Origin of the sequence: Pseudomonas sp. SK2 (assembly GCF_016772395.1) — a bacterium.
GTDB classification, from domain to species: Bacteria; Pseudomonadota; Gammaproteobacteria; order Pseudomonadales; family Pseudomonadaceae; genus Aquipseudomonas; species Aquipseudomonas taiwanensis.
Map to the genome: position 1 here is coordinate 653,431 of NZ_CP061944.1, position 17,376 is coordinate 670,806.

16 protein-coding genes are annotated in these 17,376 nt (G+C 64.9%); 6 read left to right on the forward strand and 10 right to left on the reverse strand.

The features are described from left to right. Nucleotides 1-59: 59 nt before the first annotated feature. From IF103_RS02865 to IF103_RS02890, 6 genes are all read right to left on the reverse strand, one after another. Nucleotides 60-491 carry a DUF2946 domain-containing protein gene (locus tag IF103_RS02865; protein WP_023378528.1) on the reverse strand — a complete coding sequence of 144 codons (432 nt, stop codon included), beginning with the start codon at nt 489-491 and terminating at the stop codon, nt 60-62. A 25-nt stretch (nt 492-516) separates the two neighbouring features. Beyond that, complete coding sequence (locus tag IF103_RS02870) at nt 517-1,002, reverse strand: copper chaperone PCu(A)C (protein WP_202675847.1); 486 nt, start codon at nt 1,000-1,002, stop codon at nt 517-519. A gap of 47 nt (nt 1,003-1,049) precedes the next feature. Further along, nucleotides 1,050-1,439, reverse strand: coding sequence for a DUF2946 domain-containing protein (locus tag IF103_RS02875; protein ID WP_023378530.1), 390 nt, complete (start codon nt 1,437-1,439; stop codon nt 1,050-1,052). Nucleotides 1,440-1,578: 139 nt separating this feature from the next. Beyond that, the gene (locus IF103_RS02880) at nt 1,579-2,373 is read right to left on the reverse strand and encodes a cobalt-precorrin-6A reductase (RefSeq protein WP_104883000.1); all 795 of its coding nucleotides are present in this window, start codon (nt 2,371-2,373) and stop codon (nt 1,579-1,581) included. Continuing rightward, nucleotides 2,370-3,464: a cobalt-precorrin-5B (C(1))-methyltransferase gene (locus tag IF103_RS02885; RefSeq protein WP_202675848.1), complete on the reverse strand. Its 1,095-nt coding sequence runs from the start codon at nt 3,462-3,464 to the stop codon at nt 2,370-2,372. The genes IF103_RS02880 and IF103_RS02885 overlap by 4 nt, the downstream gene beginning before the upstream one ends. Further along, complete coding sequence (locus IF103_RS02890) at nt 3,457-4,668, reverse strand: bifunctional cobalt-precorrin-7 (C(5))-methyltransferase/cobalt-precorrin-6B (C(15))-methyltransferase (RefSeq protein ID WP_027907983.1); 1,212 nt, start codon at nt 4,666-4,668, stop codon at nt 3,457-3,459. Before IF103_RS02890 ends, IF103_RS02885 begins: the two co-directional genes overlap by 8 nt. A gap of 130 nt (nt 4,669-4,798) precedes the next feature. Here IF103_RS02890 and cobG point away from each other — a divergent pair, with 130 nt between their 5' ends. The 6 genes from cobG to IF103_RS02920 all read left to right on the forward strand — a co-directional run bounded on the left by cobG (nt 4,799) and on the right by IF103_RS02920 (nt 10,701). Beyond that, complete coding sequence (cobG, locus tag IF103_RS02895) at nt 4,799-6,130, forward strand: precorrin-3B synthase (protein WP_027907984.1); 1,332 nt, start codon at nt 4,799-4,801, stop codon at nt 6,128-6,130. Then, on the forward strand, nt 6,123-6,749 hold the full coding sequence (locus tag IF103_RS02900; protein WP_023378535.1) for a precorrin-8X methylmutase: 627 nt from the start codon (nt 6,123-6,125) through the stop codon (nt 6,747-6,749). Before cobG ends, IF103_RS02900 begins: the two co-directional genes overlap by 8 nt. Then, the gene (locus IF103_RS02905; protein ID WP_023378536.1) at nt 6,749-7,480 is read left to right on the forward strand and encodes a precorrin-2 C(20)-methyltransferase; all 732 of its coding nucleotides are present in this window, start codon (nt 6,749-6,751) and stop codon (nt 7,478-7,480) included. The genes IF103_RS02900 and IF103_RS02905 overlap by 1 nt, the downstream gene beginning before the upstream one ends. Further along, entirely contained in the window at nt 7,468-9,174 is a 1,707-nt protein-coding gene (cobJ, locus tag IF103_RS02910; RefSeq protein WP_202675849.1) for a precorrin-3B C(17)-methyltransferase, read from the forward strand. Before IF103_RS02905 ends, cobJ begins: the two co-directional genes overlap by 13 nt. A 116-nt stretch (nt 9,175-9,290) precedes the next feature. Continuing rightward, on the forward strand, nt 9,291-9,974 hold the full coding sequence (locus tag IF103_RS02915; protein WP_202675850.1) for a hypothetical protein: 684 nt from the start codon (nt 9,291-9,293) through the stop codon (nt 9,972-9,974). A gap of 70 nt (nt 9,975-10,044) precedes the next feature. Then, nucleotides 10,045-10,701: a hypothetical protein gene (locus IF103_RS02920; RefSeq protein ID WP_023378539.1), complete on the forward strand. Its 657-nt coding sequence runs from the start codon at nt 10,045-10,047 to the stop codon at nt 10,699-10,701. Here the strand turns inward: IF103_RS02920 and tspR are convergent. From tspR to purH, 4 genes are all read right to left on the reverse strand, one after another. Further along, entirely contained in the window at nt 10,698-11,294 is a 597-nt protein-coding gene (tspR, locus tag IF103_RS02925) for a type III secretion system genes modulator TspR (protein ID WP_023378540.1), read from the reverse strand. The two genes, IF103_RS02920 and tspR, sit on opposite strands and share 4 nt — an antisense overlap. A gap of 79 nt (nt 11,295-11,373) precedes the next feature. After that, nucleotides 11,374-14,145 (reverse strand): hybrid sensor histidine kinase/response regulator, encoded by a 2,772-nt coding sequence (locus tag IF103_RS02930; RefSeq protein ID WP_023378541.1) that lies wholly within the window; start codon nt 14,143-14,145, stop codon nt 11,374-11,376. A 135-nt stretch (nt 14,146-14,280) separates the two neighbouring features. After that, nucleotides 14,281-15,576: a phosphoribosylamine--glycine ligase gene (gene purD, locus IF103_RS02935; RefSeq protein WP_023378542.1), complete on the reverse strand. Its 1,296-nt coding sequence runs from the start codon at nt 15,574-15,576 to the stop codon at nt 14,281-14,283. Between the two features lie 182 nt (nt 15,577-15,758). Beyond that, nucleotides 15,759-17,366: a bifunctional phosphoribosylaminoimidazolecarboxamide formyltransferase/IMP cyclohydrolase gene (purH, locus tag IF103_RS02940; protein ID WP_104882996.1), complete on the reverse strand. Its 1,608-nt coding sequence runs from the start codon at nt 17,364-17,366 to the stop codon at nt 15,759-15,761. Nucleotides 17,367-17,376 lie beyond the last annotated feature (10 nt).

The window sequence follows — 17,376 nt, forward strand, 5'->3', positions numbered from 1 at the left end:
TCCAGTCGATCAGTCATGAGTAAGCGCGAAGCCTCCTGGCTCCGGGCGATATCGGGGGTTCAGACGCTGATCGAAAGGGGCGGCGCGCGGCTGCGTGCGCCGGGGAACACGGCCTGCCGGGCATGGCCCTGGCGCGTGGGTGCAAGGATGAAGGTGGAGGGCGCTGTGCTGGCTACGCTGAGTGGGCTAAGGGTTTGCGGCAGGGCGGGGCAGTTGAACAGCAGGCTGCAATAGCCACATTTTTCCCACATCACATGCAACTGGCCATCGTTGCCCATGCCGTGATGTGTATCGCCGCCATGCTGATGGGCAGCCGCCATCGGCATGTCCATTGGCATGCTCATGCTGGCGTGGTGATCCATCGGCATCGACTGGGAAATCAGCGGGCCGATGAAGATCATCCACATGGCGAACAGGCTCAGCCAACCGCCACCGACGCGCCTGCGTTCAGGGCGGGTGGTACGGCTGAGGCTGTTACGTGGCAGGCTCATGGTGGCGAGCGCCTGTCAGCTGGCGTCAGTGCGCGTGTTCGTGGGCCTGCGGCTGGTCCGTCGGTGGCTGCTTCTGCACGGCCACATCGACGGTGATGTCGCCGGCCTTCTCGAAGTGCAGGGTCAATGGAAAGCGCTTGCCGTCGCTGAGCAGGCTGCGTTCTTTCGGTTGCATCAGCATCACGTGGTAGGCGCCAGGGGCGAAGGTCAGGTCCTTGCCCGCAGGTACCGTTACGCTTGGCACCTGCTGCATCTTCATGGTGCCGCCGCTGGTCTGGGCGTGCTCGTGGAGTTGCGCATCATCGCTGATCGGGCTGTCGACGCCGAGCAGGCGATCGTCGGCCTTGCCATTGTTGTGGACGACGAAATAGGCCGCGACGTTGGGGGCGTTCGGCGGTAGCGCCAGCGACCAGGGGTGGGCGATGTGCAGGTCGCCTACGGTGTACTCGTGGGCATTGGCGTAGGTGCCAGGCAGCAGCAGGGCAGCCAGCATGAGGGTGCGTTCGAGCATGGGCATGTCTCCGTTCTGATCGGGTTCGAAGCGAAAGCGTGATGAACTCAGACCAGGGGAGAGGCTCGGGGGTTGAGCGCGGGCCAAAGCTGGCGGGGCGTAGGTTGGTACGCGGCAAGCTGAGGCGCGAGCCCGGCAAGCACGGTGGGCGGATTGTGCAATTGCGGCGGATAGCCCGGCAGGGCAAGCAAGGGCGCGGCGCCCGAACAGCACCAGCAGTGCTGCATGTTGGAGTGGTCGTCGCTTTGCGTACCCAGGTCGATCTTGGCCAGGGCCTGGACATCGACCTTGGCCTTGCCCGCCATGCTGGAACAGAAAGCCCCCCACAGCAGCTGCTCAGCAGGGCCCTTGGGCGCAGCAGAGGACAGCGGCATGGCCAGCAGGTTGAACAGCACTGCAAGGCAGGCTATCCAGGCGATGTGCCGACGTGGGGGCATGGAGAGATCCGGTCAGGAATCGTGGTGGCTATTGTACGGCGGAGTATAGGTAAAAATGGCGGGGTGCGGTGAAGTGACGCAGTACCCCTGGACGCTTCGCTTCGATCCGCTGACCGAATCCAGCTTCGACGCCGCACAGCTAACGCTGAAAGTCTTCGCCCACCTGGCTTTCCGGCTGGCCTCGCTTCGGCAGATCCGCCGCGCGGTCGGTGCTTGGCAAGCCCAATGCCTCAAGCAGCGTGCTTGCCGAGTGGAATTCGCGCTCTGCCTTCGGCAACGGCGGGCGTTTCAGGACCAGTACCGGCACCCCCCGTTCCCGCGCCACTTCCAGCTTTGGCTCGGTGGCCACGCTGCCGCTGTTCTTGCTGACCAATACATCGATGTCCCGACGATCGAACAACGCTCGCTCACCGGCGATGTCGAACGGCCCGCGTGCGCCGATCACCTCGCAGCGCGCATTGCCTGGGCAGGCCTCTAGGGCGCGGAGTGTCCAGAACTGGCCAGCCGGTATCTCCTCCAGATGTTGCAAGGGCTCGCGGCCCAAGGTGAACAGCGGGCGGCGGAAAGGGGCGAGAGCCTGGATCAGGTCCGCCCAGTTTTCCACCTCGCGCCAGTCATCGCCAGGCTGAGGCTGCCAGGCCGGGCGGCGCAGGGCCCAGCACGGGGTGCTGGTGGCGCGGGCGGCGCTTGCCGCGTTCTGGCTGATCTGTGCGGCATAGGGATGGGTGGCGTCGATCAGCAGGGTAATGCCTGCTTCGCGCAGGTAGCGCGCCAGTCCCTCGGCTCCCCCGAAGCCGCCGACGCGCACCTGGCAAGTCAGGTCCTGGGGCACACGGCCTATACCGGCCAAGCTGTAGACGTGCTCGGGGCCCAGTCGACGGGCGATGGCCAGGGCCTCGGTGACGCCACCGAGCAGCAGGATGCGTCCGCTCATAAGGTACCCGCGCGGCCTACGATGCCGCCTTGCCGGTCGATGGCGATCACTTCCATTCGCACCTGCGCGGGCACCACGCTGCGGGCAAAGGCCAGGGCGTGGTCACACACTGCATCACCCAGGGCTATGCCTTGGGCATGGGCCAGGGCCAGCGCCTGCTGGCTGGTGTTGGCGGCGACGATGGCGGTTTGCAGTGCCGGGTCGGCACCGATGTCCGCCGCCCAGCCGGCCAGTTGCGGCAGGTCGATGCTCGAATGGCGGCTGTGCAGGTCCATATGCCCGGCCGCCAGCTTGCTGATCTTGCCGAAGCCGCCACACAAGGTCACCTGGGCTACCGGCACTTTGCGCAGGTGCTTGAGCACCGCGCCGACGAAGTCGCCCATCTCGATCAAGGCGATTTCCGGCAGGCCGTAGACGCGGCGTATGGTGTCCTCGCTGGCATTGCCGGTGCAGGCGGCGATGTGGGTGTATCCGTTGGTATGGGCGACGTCGATGCCTTGGTGAATCGAGGCGATGTAGGCGGAGCACGAAAACGGCCGGACGATGCCGCTGGTGCCGAGAATCGACAAGCCCCCCAGGATGCCCAGCCGTGGGTTCATGGTCTTGAGCGCCAGCTGTTCGCCGTTGCGCACGTTGACCGTGACCTCGAAGCCCCCAGCGTAGGCACAGTCGCTGGCAAGTTGTTGCAGGTGCTCGCTGATCATGCGCCGCGGCACCGGGTTGATCGCAGGTTCGCCTACCGCCAGTACCAGCCCAGGTCGCGTGACCGTGCCGACGCCTTTACCCGCGACGAAGCGGATGCCTGGCTCCGCCAGTAAACGCACCTGGGTGTAGAGCAACGCCCCATGGGTGACGTCCGGATCGTCGCCTGCATCCTTCAGGGTACCGGCTTCAGCGCCTTGGTCATTGCGCCGGCAAAACTCCAGGCGCATCTGCACCACTTTGCCCTTGGGCAAGGTAATGCTCACCGCATCATGGCACTCACCGGTCAGCAACAGGCGCGCCGCCGCCAGGCTGGTGGCCGTGGCGCAGCTGCCGGTGGTCAGGCCGCTGCGCAGGGGGGCTGGTTGTTCTTGGGTTTCTTCACGCATCGGCAGGCTTCACCACGTCGAGCAGGGTGATTGGCAGGGCTTGGCGCCAGGTGTCGAAGCGGCCCAGAGGTTGCGCCTGGGCGATGTGGATACGCGTCAGTTCGCCACCGTGCTGTTCGCGGAAGTGGGCCAGGGCCAACTCGCTTTGCAGGGTCACGGCGTTGGCGACCAAGCGCCCACCAGGCCGCAGACGCTCCCAGCACAGCGGCAATACGCCCTCACGGGTGACGCCGCCGCCGATGAAGATCGCGTCGGGGCGCTCCAGTGCCTGCAGGGCGTCGGGTGCCTTGCCACGGATCAACTGCAGCCCAGGCACGCCCAGCGCGTCGCGGTTATGTTCGATGAAGCCTTGCCGCCCTTCGTCGGCTTCGATGGCCAGTGCCCGACAGGCAGGATGCGCGCGCATCCACTCGATGCCAATCGAGCCGCACCCCGCGCCCACGTCCCACAGCAGCTCGCCCGGCTGCGGTGCCAGGCGGGCCAGGGTGATGGCGCGGACATCGCGTTTGGTCAGTTGGCCGTCATGGCGAAAAGCCCCGTCGGGCAGCCCGGCGACCCGAGGCAGGCGCAACGCATGCGGGGTCGCGATGCACTCGATGGCGACCAGGTTGAGTGCGGCAACCTGTGCATCAGGCCAGTCTTCGGCCGTCGCTGACAAGCGACGTTCCTCGACGCCACCCAGATGCTCGAAGACTTGCACGCGGCTGGGGCCGAAACCCCGCTCGCGCAGCAAAGCAGCGATGGCACCGGGGCTGCTGCCGTCATTGCTCAGGACCAGCAGGCGCACACCGCTGTGCAGATGAGCGTTCAGCGTTGCCAGGGGCCGGCCGACGACCGACACCACCTGCACCTCCTGCAATGGCCAGCCGAGGCGGGCGGCGGCCAGGGCACAGGACGAGGGCATCGATAGCACCTGCATCTCGTCGGCGGGGAGCTGTCGCGCCAGGCTGGCGCCGACGCCGTAGAACATGGGGTCGCCGCTGGCCAGCACGCACACCGGCTCGCCGCGCAGGGCCAGGACCGGGGCCAGGGAGAAGGGGGCAGGCCATGGCTGGCGCTCGCCAGGCACGCAGCGTGGCAGCAGGGCCAACTGGCGCGGGCTGCCGATGATCCGCGAAGCGCTCAGCAGGGCGCGCCGGGCGTGCTTGCCCAGACCGCTGAATCCGTCTTCGCCGATACCTACTACTGTCAGCCAGGGGGCCATGGGTTCCTCTTCACTATTTTCGGGGTTGTGCACCGACCCCAAACCACGTCACAAGACCACCGGCTTTTCATGCCGCCGGACAAAGCAGGCATAATACCGCGCCTTCTACACTCAAGCGCATTTTCGCAGATTGCCGGACGCCCCATTGAAGCAGCCCAACGCCCCCGAAGTTTCACCCCGTCCCTCGGCTTGTCCGGGGTTGTGGCGCATCGTCAGTGCCCTTGACGGTGGAATCTGCCGGATCAAGTTGCCCGGTGGCCTGCTGCTGGCCGACCAGGCCGAAGCCGTTGCGGCGGCAGCCGAGCGTTATGCCGGTGGTGTGATCGAGGCGACCAACCGGGGCAACCTGCAGATTCGCGGCATTGGCCGCGATCCGAGCGGCTTGATCGACAGCCTGCTGGCTGCCGGGCTCGGCCCGCGCGAGGCCGCTGGCGACGATGTGCGCAACGTCATGCTCAGCCCTCTGGCCGGGCATGACCCGGCAATGTTGCTGGATGTGCGGCCCTTGGCGCTGGAGATCCTCCAGATGCTGGAAAGCACCCCGCGCCTGCATCAGCTCTCCGCCAAGTTCGCCGTGCAGCTCGATGGCGGCGAGGGCCTGGCCATGCTTGAGCATCCACACGACCTGTGGCTGTCGGCCGTGCGCCTGGAGCATCGCACCTGGTTGGCGTTTGGCCTGGCGGGCAGCCTGGTCGATGGGCAAGTGCTGGGCGCCGTGCCGGTGGCGCAGGGCTTGGCCCTGGTGCGTGCCGTGCTGGAGCGCTTCCTCGACCTGGCCAGCCCCGAGCAGTCGCGTATGCGTCAATTGCTGAAAAGCTGCACGCCCCAGGCGTTCATCGATGGGCTCGGACTGGATATCCGCCACGATGCCGCCGTGCTGAGCTGGAGGCGGACAGGCCGCGCCAGTCCCCGGCTGGGCGTTCTACCCCAGGCCCAAGGCATTGCCCTGGGCGTTGCACCGCCGCTGGGGCGACTGACACCCCACATGCTGCGCGGCGCCGCAGAGGTTGCCCGCGAAATGGGCGATGGCAGCCTGCGCATGAGCCCTTGGCAAAGCCTGGTGCTGACCAGTATCGCTGCCGACCGCAGCGATCAGGCGCTGGCGGCGCTCGCAGCCACCGGCCTGTTGTGCGACAGCCAGGCTCCCCTGGCCCGAATCACCGCCTGCACCGGTGCCAGCGGCTGCGCCAAGGCCCAGGCCGAAACCAAGGCCGATGCCGTTGCCCTGGCCTCGCTGTTGCGCCCAGGCGCTCCTGGCAGCGTGCATTTGTCTGGCTGCCCGCGATCCTGCGCCATGGCCCACGTCGCCCCAGCCACGCTGCTGGCCCGCTCGCCGGGCCGTTATGACCTTTACCTGCGCGATGCGCGCCTGCCGGGCTTCGGTGCCCTGCGCGCCGCCAACCTCACCTTGAACGAAGCAGGCGCCATGCTCGACCTGCCGACGGAGCACCTTGATGATTGACTACATCCGCGATGGTCAGGAGATCTATCGCAATTCCTTCCGGATCATCCGTGAGGAGGCCCGGCTCGAGCGGATTCCCGCAGATCTCGAAAAGCTCGCCGTGCGGGTGATTCATGCCTGTGGCATGGTCGACGCCATCGATGGCCTGCAGTTCTCCGAAGGCGCGGGCCGCGCCGGGCGCCAGGCCCTGGCCAACGGTGCGCCGATCCTGTGTGACGCGCACATGGTGGCCGAAGGCATCACCCGTGCGCGCCTGCCGGCCAACAACCAGGTGATCTGCACCCTGCGCGACCCAAGCGTGCCGGGCCTGGCCAAGGATGCCGGTAATACCCGCTCTGCCGTGGCGCTGGAGCTGTGGCGGCCTTACCTTGAGGGCAGCGTGGTGGTGATCGGCAACGCGCCGACCGCCTTGTTCTATCTGCTGGAGATGCTCGACGCTGGTGCACCGAAGCCTGCGTTGATCCTCGGTTTCCCGGTCGGCTTCGTCGGTGCCGCCGAATCCAAGGCGATGCTTGCCGCCGACAGTCGTGGCGTGCCGTTCGTGATCATGCAGGGCCGCCTGGGCGGCAGTGCGATGGCCGCCGCCGCGGTCAACGCCCTGGCCACGGAGGTGGAGTGATGACGCCGCGCGGACGTCTGCTGGGCCTGGGCGTGGGCCCTGGCGACCCTGAACTGATCACCGTCAAGGCGCTGCGCCTGCTGCGCGAGTCGCCCGTGGTTGGCTACTTCGTGGCCAAGGGGAAGCGTGGCAATGCCTTCGGCATCATCGAGGCGCACCTGCAACCTGAGCAGACCTTGCTGCCGCTGGTGTACCCGGTGACCACCGAAGCCTTGCCAGCACCCTTGTCCTACGAGCAGGTGATCAGCGATTTCTACGACGAAGCCAGCGTACAGGTGGCCGAGCACCTGGATGCCGGCCGTGACGTGGCGGTGATCTGCGAGGGCGACCCGTTCTTCTACGGCTCGTACATGTATCTGCACGACCGACTGGCCGACCGCTACGACACCGAAGTGATTCCGGGGGTGTGCTCGATGCTCGGCGGGGCTTCGGTGCTGGGTGCGCCACTGGTGTACCGCAATCAGAGCCTGTCGGTGCTGTCTGGCGTGTTGCCGGCCGAAGCGCTCAAGCGCCGCCTGGCCGACGCCGACGCAGCGGTGATCATGAAGCTTGGCCGCAACTTCCCCAAGGTGCGCGAGGTGCTGGCTGAACTGGGCCTGGACGGTCGTGCGCTGTATGTCGAGCGCGCGACCATGGCCAATCAGAAGATCGTGCCGCTGGATGAGGTCGATCCGCAGTCGTCGCCGTACTTCTCGTTGATCATCGTGCCGGGTGAAAAATGGCAGGGATGAACATGCACAAGGCGCCTGCGATCATCGTTCTGGGCCCTGGCAGCTTGGTCACGGCGCAGCGGATCAAGGGGCTTTACCCAGGTGCTGCGATCCATGGCCTGAGCGGGCGGGTCGAAGGCACCGACCATAGCTATGCGTCGTTTGGCGACACCTTGCGTGGTTTGTACCAGCAGGACACGCCGATCATCGCGCTGTGCGCGGCCGGCATCGTCATTCGCAGCCTGGCCAGCATGCTCACGGAGAAAGGCGTCGAGCCGCCCGTGCTGGCAGTCGCCGAGGATGGCAGTGCGGTGGTGCCACTGCTGGGCGGTCTGGCCGGGGTCAATGTCATGGCCCGCGAGATTGGCGAGGCACTGGGTGTGCCTGCGGCGATCACCACCAGCGGCGAGTTGCGATTCGGCACCTGCCTGTTGAACCCACCCGAGGGGTATGCGCTGGCGGACATCGAGCAGGGCAAGCGTTTCGTTTCGGACCTGCTGGCTGGCGAGACGGTACGTGTCGAAGGCGATGCCCCGTGGCTTGCGCAGGTTCAGCTGCCGGCCAGTGAGTCCGCGCAGCGCATCATTCACGTAGGGTGCGAGGCGCGTCCGGCCAGCCGTGATGAATTACTGATCCACGCCCGCTCGGTAGTGGTCGCCATCGAGTCCGTTGGGCCGGCTCTGGTCGAGCAGGTGCGTGCTGCCTTGGGGGCCGCGGGCATCGCCGAGCCGTCACTGGCCTGCTTGCTGGTGGCCGAGCAGGCCATGGCAGAGCCGTCCCTGCATGAGGCTGCGCAGACGCTCGGCGTTGCGCTGCGCTTCGCCCCGAGGGTGTCCGGTCTGGCGGACCTGGCGAGCGCTGCCTTGCCTGGAGCACGCCTGATCGAACAAGGCGGTGTGGTCATCGCGTTGGCCCCGTCGCCCGTGGATGTCACCCGGGTCGGCCGCCCCCGTGGCCGCCTTGCGGTCATAGGACTGGGGCCTGGCGCCGCCGAATTGATGGTTCCCGCGGTCAAGGCTGAACTGGCCCGCGCCCAGGATGTGCTTGGCTACGAGACCTATGTGCGCATGGCCGGCCCCTTCCGTGGCGACCAGATTCTGCATTGCACCGACAACCGCGAAGAGATGCAGCGTGCTCGCCACGCCTTCGAACTGGCCGCCCAGGGGCGCTCGGTGGTGGTGGTGTCGTCGGGCGACCCAGGGGTATTCGCCATGGCTGCCGCCGTACTGGAAGCCCTGCACGAATCGACCGACCCGGCCTGGCATCGCGTGGACCTGGAGATCCTGCCGGGGGTGTCCGCTTCGTTGGCCACTGCCGCGCAGGCTGGCGCGCCGTTGGGGCACGACTTCTGCGTGATGTCACTGTCGGACAACCTAAAGCCCTGGTCGATCATCGAGCGACGTCTGGACCTGGCGGCGCAGGCCGACCTTGTCCTGGCGTTCTACAACCCCATCTCGCGCTCGCGACCTTGGCAGTTGGGGCGTGCCCTGGAGATCGTGCGTCAGCATCGGGAGGGGAACACGCCTGTAGTCCTCGGTCGCGACGTTGGTAGGCCCGGGCAGACGCTCAAGGTCGTACCTTTGGCCGAACTGGTGCCAGAAATGGTCGACATGCGCACCATGGTATTGATCGGATCCTCCACCACCTGCACCTTCGAGCGTGCGGACGGGGGGCTGTGGACCTACACCCCGCGCTGGTACGGCAGCAAACCGTAAGCGGTTGGAACAGCTGCCGTCGAGGAAGCATTTCAGGCAGGGCAAGGTGTCTGGCGATCGGTAGGTTTGTGGGTGGGCCGCAAGGGCTCACCCCCCCTATCACGGAGATCCGCCACATGACCGCCACCCGCGAGAAACAGACACTTCAACTGCTCGCCGACGAAAACCTGTTCGTGTTCAGCGACAACGTCACCGAGCTCGTTCGCGAAGCCAGTCGCGACAGCCATGCCCTGGCCACCCAGGCCGCCAACAAGAAATATCACCCCACCAAGGAGGTGGAGGCCTGGTTCGAAGAATACCTGCGGATCATGGGGGCGACGGGTTGGACGGCACTCAAGTACGAAGTCAACAAGGTTACGGAGTCCGGGTCGTACGTCGAGATGAGCAACCTGTTCTACCAGGGGCTTCAGTCTGCATACGGGTCGGCGACCGGCGATATCAGGCAAAGCCTCAAGGACCTGGGTGGCGCCGTCATGGAGGCGCTTCAGGACAGCAAGATCATCAAGCTCCCGGGCACCCGCACGCGTGAAGACGACCGGGTGAGCATCAGCCTGTGCAAGTGCGCTCAATCGGAAAGTGGTGAGGTGGTCATGTTGGTCTGCGCCCTGCAGAACGATGAACTTCCCGACAGGAAAGGCGAAACCCTGCTGGGCAAATGGGAGCACCGTGGCGCCACGACCTATGCCTGCGCCGCTTCGCTGAGCTTCAGCCGCCGCCGTTACAACAATGCCCGCGAACTGATCGAGCTGAAACTCGATGCCAAGGCGCGTGAAGTGCTGGCTGAACTCAAACTCGACTGATCTGCGGGGCGGGACATCGGGACTGGCTTTCCGATGTCCCGCCCGGTATGCGACCTGGAGGTACTGGAAGATGTCTGACCTGAACCCTGTATCGTTATGCGGCACGGTTGTCGAAAGCAGCATCATGCCGTTTTCTTCCGATGTCAGCCGTGAGGCGCGAGAGGACATTCTGTTGGTGGTCCGCTTTGCACACCGTGTGGCGACGGAGGAGAAGGAGGAACCGCTGTGTCTGGACTGGTTTACCAACTACCGGCGCAAACTGTGTTTTCTTGGATGGGATGCGACGCCTGCGCCTATCGTAAGACACCCAGGCCCAAGCCGAGAGCGGATACTGGAACGGGCATTGTCGCGAATCGGGCAAGTGGGTAGGCCGGAGCACCTGGCTGTCGCGGAACGGTCCATCCTGGCATTGCAGCGCGATCCGACGTTGATCAAGCGCTTCGAAACGCGGATGAGAGAGCAGAACAAGACCCAGATTCAGCTGATGCCTTGTGTGCGCAGAGCGGGTGACGTCTACGACATGGTGCTGTTCCACATGGAGATGCTCGAACTGGACAGCTACAAGAACCTCTTGTTCGCCAAGGGGGAGTTGAAAATGGCACTTCATGCACACAGTGCCGAATTGATACGGTTCAACCTGCGTTTGTTCAGGGACCAGCACAAGCAGTTGGTCTTGTCGCGGGTGCTGTCCAAGGATCGCCAGCTTATCGAGGACTTGAAGCTCTAGGGCAACAGATAACCTTTGATTCCGGTAAAGATGATCTGCGCCGCAAGGGCGCAGACGAACAGCCCCATCAGGCGACTGACGATCTGCAAGCCCTGGTCACCCAGAATCCGCTCGATGCTGTTGGAGAGGTACAACACCAGGCCGACGGTGAAACTGGCCAGGGCGATGCTGACGATGGCCAGCAGCTTGTCGTCCCAATGCGGTTGGCCCACGCCCATCACCAGCAAGGCACCGATGGTGCCGGGGCCAACGGTCAGGGGGATGGTCAGTGGCACGATGGTCACGTCTTGTTGCACGTTGTCGGCCTGCACCGCCGGCTTGCCCTGGGCCATGCCCAATGCCGAGATGAACAGCACGCTGCCGGCGCCGATGCGGAAGGCGTCGGCCGTGATGCCGAACACCCCGAAGATCACCCGCCCGAACAGGTACAGCAGCACGCTGGCGACCAGCGCGGCGAAGGCCACGCGCCATGCCAGTTGCTTGCGTTCCTTGCTGGAATAGCCGCGGGTCAGACCGATAAAGCACGACAGCACGAAGAATGGGCTGTAGAGCACGAGCATCTTCAGGTAGACGCTGAACAACTCATGGAGCATGGCAAGGTCCATGGCAGGAAGGGTGTGGGGAGTGTATCAGCGCCCCCATCGCCCGTGTAGGCGCGACAGGCCCTGCACATCACGAGGTATGCGCAGTATCCGCCTGGGCCTCACGGTTGTTCGCCCAGTACTGGATCAGCTCGCGCAATTGCGAGAGCTCCACCGGCTTGGCCATGTGCCCGTCCATGCCAGCGAGGCGCGCACGCTCTTTGTGCTCGGCCAGAATATGCGCGGTCAATGCCACCACCGGCGTGCGCTGGCGTTGGTTGGCGGCCTCCCACGCGCGCAGTTGCTGCGTCGCGGAGAACCCGTCCAGTACCGGCATCTCGCAGTCCATCAAGACCAGGTCGTAGCGCTGTGCCTTCATGGCTTGCAGGGCTTCTTCGCCGTTACTGGCGGTATCTGGCTCCAGGTCCAGCTTGCCGAGCATACCTCGGATCACCTTGGTCGAGATGCTGTTGTCCTCGGCCACCAACACGCGGAAATCGCGGGGCAGCTCAAGTGCTGGCGCCGCGCCGGGCATCGGTATGGACACGGCCTGTTCGCGGCCGCGTTGCGCCAGTTCCTCGGCCAGGGTGGTCTTGAGCGTGTAGCCCGCCACGGGCTTGGCCAGGATTCGCTTGACCCCGGCATTGCGGGCAATGACCTTGCTCGGTGCATTGCTGATGCCGGTGAGCATCACCACCAGGATGTCGTGGTTCAGGCTCGGGTCTTCCTTGATCTTGGCGGCCAGCTGCATGCCGGTCATGCCAGGCATGTTCTGGTCCAGCAGCACAGCGTCGAAGTAGTCGCGCAGATGCGCCTTGGTGCGCAGCAGGGCCAGCGCCTCCTTGCCCGAAGGCACGGCGCTGACATTCATGCCCCAGGCGCTGCATTGCTGCACCAGGACCTTGCGGCAGGTGTCGTTGTCGTCGACCACCAGCACCCGGGCATCGCGCAGCGGGCCGTCGAGGTCGGTGGGCGGTTGTTCGAGTCGCGAAGGGTCCAGCGGCAAGGTCAGCCACAGGGTGTTACCCATGTTGGTGCTGCTCTTGATGCCGAACTCGCCCTGCATCATGCCGATCAGCTGCTTGGCGATGACCAGGCCCAGGTGGCCGCCCAGCTTGTTGCTCGACAGGAAGTGATGACTGTGCAGCTCGGCCTGCAGCAGGGCTTCGCGCTCTGCGGCCGGCAGTGGCTCGCCGCTGTCCTGTACGGCGATGCGCAAGCGTGGTGCCTCGCCGCGCTGGTCCAGTGCCACCACCAGCAGGATCTCGCCCTGGTCGGTGTTCTTCAGGGCATTCTCCAGCAGGCTCGACAGTGCCTGGCGCAGGCGGGTCGGGTCGCCGCTGATGACGCGTGGCACCTGCGGCTGGGTGAAGCTGATCAGCTCGATGTTCTGCTGTTCGGCCTTGGCCCTGAAGATGTTCAGGCAGTCTTCGATCAAGGCATTGAGGTCGAACTGCACATCGTCCAGCTCGATCTGCCGCGACTCGAGCTTGGAAATGTCGAGAATCTCGTTGATCAGGGTCAGCAGTTCGTTGCCGGCGCTGTGGATGGTCTGCACGTAGTCGCGCTGCTTGACCGACAGCGGCGTGCCGAGCAGCAGCTCGGTCATGCCCAGCACGCCGTTCATGGGGGTGCGGATCTCGTGGCTGATCTTGGCCAGGAACTCGGCCTTGGCATTGATTTCGGCATCGCTGGCAGCCAGCGCGCGGCTGGCGCTGAAGCGTTCCTCGCTCATCCGGCGCAGGCGTTCGCTGACGGCCAGGTTGAGGAGCAACCCGCTGGCCACGGTCATGGCCATGAGGATGCACAGCAGCCAGGGGGTCGAGGTGCGGGTCAGCCCGAGCAGTGCCGGAAGCAGTACCAGGCCGCAGAGGTTGTAGATCACCATGGCGAGACTGAACAGGCGCGCTGGCCCATAACCCTTGTACCAGTGGTAGCTGCTCACCAGCAGCATGCTTACGCTGCCCAGCGACAGCAGTGCATAGGTCATCAGGTTCAGCGGCAGGGTATCGACGAACAGCAGGACCAGGCCGCTGACCGCCGTGACCAGTATCTCGCCCTGCAACAAGCGGTTGAGCCGTGGCGAGCTGCAGGGGGAAAAGAAATGCTGGGTGAAGTACAGCCCGGCCAGCCCTGCCAGGACCAGGGTCAGGTAGGCCGCCGGCGTCTGCGCGCTATGCCACAAATGCCACCATGGGCCGCTGAGGTTCAGCAGAATCAGGCCGCTGAGCAGCATCAGGCCGTGATACAGGGCCAGCACCAGGGTGGTGCTGGAGCGGGTGTAGAGGAAGCGGATCAGGTTGTGCAGGATGAGCATCACCAAACCGCCGAACAGCATGCCGAACAGCAAGGGCTGAGCCTGGTCGGAGGCTGCTACCGCGGCGGGCTCCAGGCTGATGGCCGGGCGCAGCTGGTGCTCGGAGACCAGGCGCAGGTAAATATCCAGCGGCTGCTGGCGGTTGGGCAGAGGTAAGACATGGTCGCTGCCGCGCAGGGTCGGGCTGGCGTTGCCGGCCTGGGGGCCATGGTGCAGCTGACGGAGCAATTGGTCGCCGTCGAGGGCGTAGAGGTCGAGGCGTGAGAGGTCCGGGGCGAACACCCGCAGCAGTTGTTCCTGGTCGCCAGGCTCCAGCCGGTAGTGCAGCCACAGGGCCTGTTCCGCGGGCGCGGCATCCAGGTCGCCGAGGGCGATGGGGCTGAACTGGCTGCGGTAGCGATCGGAGCGCACATCGCTCAATTGCAGGTTGGCCTGTTCATCGAGCAGAACCGACCAGCCTCCGCCTTGTTCGGCCGAAGCCGGAAGCAGGCAGAGCAAGGTCAGCAAGCTGACGATCAGGGCTGTGGCAATCCGAAGCCGACGCACGACGAAATCCCTTCTTAGCTGATGTGCCGGGTATTAACTATGCGCGGCGCGCCAAGTCGAAGGCAAGGCCTTGGCCAGAGCCTGTCGACGAGCCGAAGGCCGTGGGCGCAGGGCACCACGGCGATTCGGTAATGCTTACTGCTGGTGCTCACCGCGCTCGCGGGCAATGGCCCGGTAGCCGATGTCGGTCCGGTAGAAGCTACCGTTCCAGCTGATTTCCTTGGCCAGGCGGTAAGCCTGCTGCTGAGCGTCGGCAACCGTGCTGCCCATCGCCGTGGCGCAGAGCACGCGGCCACCGTTGGTCACCACTTGGCCATCCTTGAGCGAAGTACCGGCGTGGAACACCTTGCCTTCGATCTTGGCCGCTGCTTCCAGGCCGCTGATCACGTCGCCCTTGGCGTAGTCGCCCGGGTAACCGCCTGCTGCCAGCACCACGCCCAGGCTCGGGCGCGGGTCCCACTGGGCCTCGACCTTGTCCAGGGCCTTGGCGAAGGCGGCCTCGACCAGCAGCACCAGGCTCGACTCCAGGCGCAGCATGACCGGTTGGGTTTCCGGGTCGCCGAAGCGGCAGTTGAACTCGATGACCTTGGGGTTGCCCGCTTTGTCGATCATCAGGCCTGCGTACAGGAAGCCAGTGTAGACGTTGCCTTCCTCGGCCATGCCCCGCACGGTCGGCCAGATCACCTGCTCCATCACACGCTGGTGCACCTCGGCAGTGACCACCGGGGCAGGGGAGTAGGCACCCATGCCGCCAGTGTTCGGGCCGGTGTCCTTGTCGCCGACGCGCTTGTGGTCCTGGCTGGTGGCCATTGGCAGCACGTTCTGGCCGTCGACCATGACGATGAAGCTGGCTTCCTCGCCGTCGAGGAACTCTTCGATCACCACGCGCGAACCCGCGTCGCCGAAGGCGTTGCCGGCCAGCATGTCACGCACGGCGGCTTCGGCTTCTTCCAGGGTCATGGCGACGATCACGCCTTTGCCTGCAGCCAGGCCGTCGGCCTTGATCACGATTGGCGCACCCTTCTCCTTCAGATAGGCCAGGGCAGGCTCGATCTCGGTGAAGTTCTGGTAGTCGGCGGTCGGAATCTTGTGACGGGCGAGGAAGTCCTTGGTGAAGGCCTTGGAGCCTTCGAGCTGGGCCGCGCCCTTGGTCGGGCCGAAGCAGTCCAGCCCACGGCTGCGGAACAGATCGACCACACCGATAACCAGCGGTGCTTCAGGACCGACGATGGTCAGGTCGACGTTCTTCTCGGCGAAATCGGCCAATTGCTCCAGGGCACAGACGTCGATGGCGACGTTCTCGCACTTGGCTTCGATGGCGGTGCCAGCGTTGCCTGGGGCAACGAAGACTTTCTCGACGCGTGGGTCCTGGGCGACTTTCCAGGCCAGGGCGTGCTCACGGCCGCCGCTGCCGATGATCAAAACTTTCATGTCAAAACCTCGAAATCTGTCGAACGAGAGTGGTTGCCTCTCGCTTTGCGAGGTCGCAGTAAAGCAGGTGGATGCAAGGCGAAGCCGGTTCCGATGAGCGTAGTTGCCTTCTGGCAATGAGCATCAGCGGAACCGGCCCCAACGCAGCAGATACCTGCTTCAGTGCGGCCGATTGCCGTAAATCAGTGGCGGAAGTGGCGCATGCCGGTGAAGACCATCGCGATGCCGGCTTCGTCAGCAGCAGCAATCACCTCGGCATCACGCATCGAGCCACCGGGTTGGATCACGGCGCTGATACCCACTTTAGCCGCATTGTCGATGCCATCACGGAACGGGAAGAACGCATCCGATGCCATGACCGCACCCTGAACCTGCAAGCCGGCATGCTCCGCCTTGATGGCGGCGATACGGGCGGAGTTCACGCGGCTCATCTGGCCAGCACCGACACCGATGGTCTGACGCTGCTTGGCGTAGACGATGGCGTTGGACTTGACGAACTTGGCCACTTTCCAGGCAAACACCAGGTCATGGATTTCCTGCTCGGTCGGGGCGCGCTTGGTGACGATCTTCAGGTCATCGGCGGTGATCATCCCGATATCGCGGCTCTGCACCAGCAGGCCACCGTTGACGCGCTTGAAGTCCCAACCGGCGGCGCGCTCGGTAGGCCACTCGCCACACTCCAGCAGACGCACGTTCTGCTTGGCGGCAACCACTTCACGGGCGGCCTGGGAAATTTTCGGCGCGATGATCACTTCGACGAACTGACGGTCGACGATGGCTTTGGCGGTTTCGCCGTCCAGCTCGCGGTTGAAGGCGATGATGCCGCCGAAGGCCGACTCGGTGTCGGTGGCGTAGGCCAGGTCATAGGCCTTGCGGATGCCGCCTTCGTCTTCAGGGACGACGGCCACGCCGCATGGGTTGGCGTGCTTGACGATGACGCAGGCTGGCTTGACGAAGCTCTTCACGCACTCCAGCGCGGCATCGGTGTCGGCCACGTTGTTGAACGACAGCTCCTTACCCTGCAGTTGGAGGGCGGTGGAAACGCTGGCCTCGCCTTTCTTGGCCTCGACGTAGAACGCCGCGCTCTGGTGTGGGTTCTCGCCGTAGCGCATTTCCTGGGCCTTGACGAACTGGCTGTTGAAGGTGCGCGGGAATTCGCTGCGGCCTTCGGTGCTCAGGGTCTCTTTGGCCTGGTCGATGGTGCCCATGTAGTTGGCGATCATGCCGTCGTAGGCGGCGGTGTGTTCGAAGGCCTTGAGCATCAGGTCGAAGCGCTGGGCGTAGGTCAGGCCACCGGCCTTGAGGTTCTCAAGGACGCTGGCGTAGTCGCTGGCGTTGACCACGATGGCCACGTCCTTGTGGTTCTTGGCGGCCGAACGGACCATGGTTGGACCACCGATGTCGATGTTCTCGATGGCGGTTGGCAGGTCACAGCCCGGCTTGGCGATGGTGGCTTCGAACGGGTACAGGTTGACGGCGACCAGGTCGATCGGCTTGATGCCGTGCTCGTTCATGATGGCATCGTCGATGCCGCGGCGGCCCAGGATGCCGCCGTGGATTTTCGGGTGCAGGGTCTTGACCCGGCCATCCATCATTTCGGCGAAGCCGGTGTAGTCGGCCACTTCCACCGCGTTCACGCCGTTGTCCTTGAGCAGCTTGTAGGTGCCGCCGGTGGACAGGATCTCGACACCGAGCTGTTGCAGCTCACGGGCGAATTCGAGGATACCGGTCTTGTCGGAGACGCTGATCAGGGCGCGGCGGACTGGCAGGCGGGTAGTCTGGTCGGTCATTTCGGGTTCC

Excerpts from the sequence above, each read along its gene's own strand:
- purH (WP_104882996.1), bottom strand. The coding sequence starts at position 17,366 with ATGACCGACCAGACTACCCGCCTGCCAGTCCGCCGCGCCCTGATCAGC.
- IF103_RS02870 (WP_202675847.1), bottom strand. The coding sequence starts at position 1,002 with ATGCTCGAACGCACCCTCATGCTGGCTGCCCTGCTGCTGCCTGGCACC.
- IF103_RS02915 (WP_202675850.1), top strand. The coding sequence starts at position 9,291 with ATGACCGCCACCCGCGAGAAACAGACACTTCAACTGCTCGCCGACGAA.
- cobJ (WP_202675849.1), top strand. The coding sequence starts at position 7,468 with ATGGCAGGGATGAACATGCACAAGGCGCCTGCGATCATCGTTCTGGGC.
- IF103_RS02865 (WP_023378528.1), bottom strand. The coding sequence starts at position 491 with ATGAGCCTGCCACGTAACAGCCTCAGCCGTACCACCCGCCCTGAACGC.
- IF103_RS02890 (WP_027907983.1), bottom strand. The coding sequence starts at position 4,668 with ATGGCCCCCTGGCTGACAGTAGTAGGTATCGGCGAAGACGGATTCAGC.
- tspR (WP_023378540.1), bottom strand. The coding sequence starts at position 11,294 with ATGCTCCATGAGTTGTTCAGCGTCTACCTGAAGATGCTCGTGCTCTAC.
- IF103_RS02905 (WP_023378536.1), top strand. The coding sequence starts at position 6,749 with ATGACGCCGCGCGGACGTCTGCTGGGCCTGGGCGTGGGCCCTGGCGAC.
- IF103_RS02885 (WP_202675848.1), bottom strand. The coding sequence starts at position 3,464 with ATGCGTGAAGAAACCCAAGAACAACCAGCCCCCCTGCGCAGCGGCCTG.
- IF103_RS02875 (WP_023378530.1), bottom strand. The coding sequence starts at position 1,439 with ATGCCCCCACGTCGGCACATCGCCTGGATAGCCTGCCTTGCAGTGCTG.
- purD (WP_023378542.1), bottom strand. The coding sequence starts at position 15,576 with ATGAAAGTTTTGATCATCGGCAGCGGCGGCCGTGAGCACGCCCTGGCC.
- IF103_RS02880 (WP_104883000.1), bottom strand. The coding sequence starts at position 2,373 with ATGAGCGGACGCATCCTGCTGCTCGGTGGCGTCACCGAGGCCCTGGCC.
- IF103_RS02900 (WP_023378535.1), top strand. The coding sequence starts at position 6,123 with ATGATTGACTACATCCGCGATGGTCAGGAGATCTATCGCAATTCCTTC.
- IF103_RS02920 (WP_023378539.1), top strand. The coding sequence starts at position 10,045 with ATGTCTGACCTGAACCCTGTATCGTTATGCGGCACGGTTGTCGAAAGC.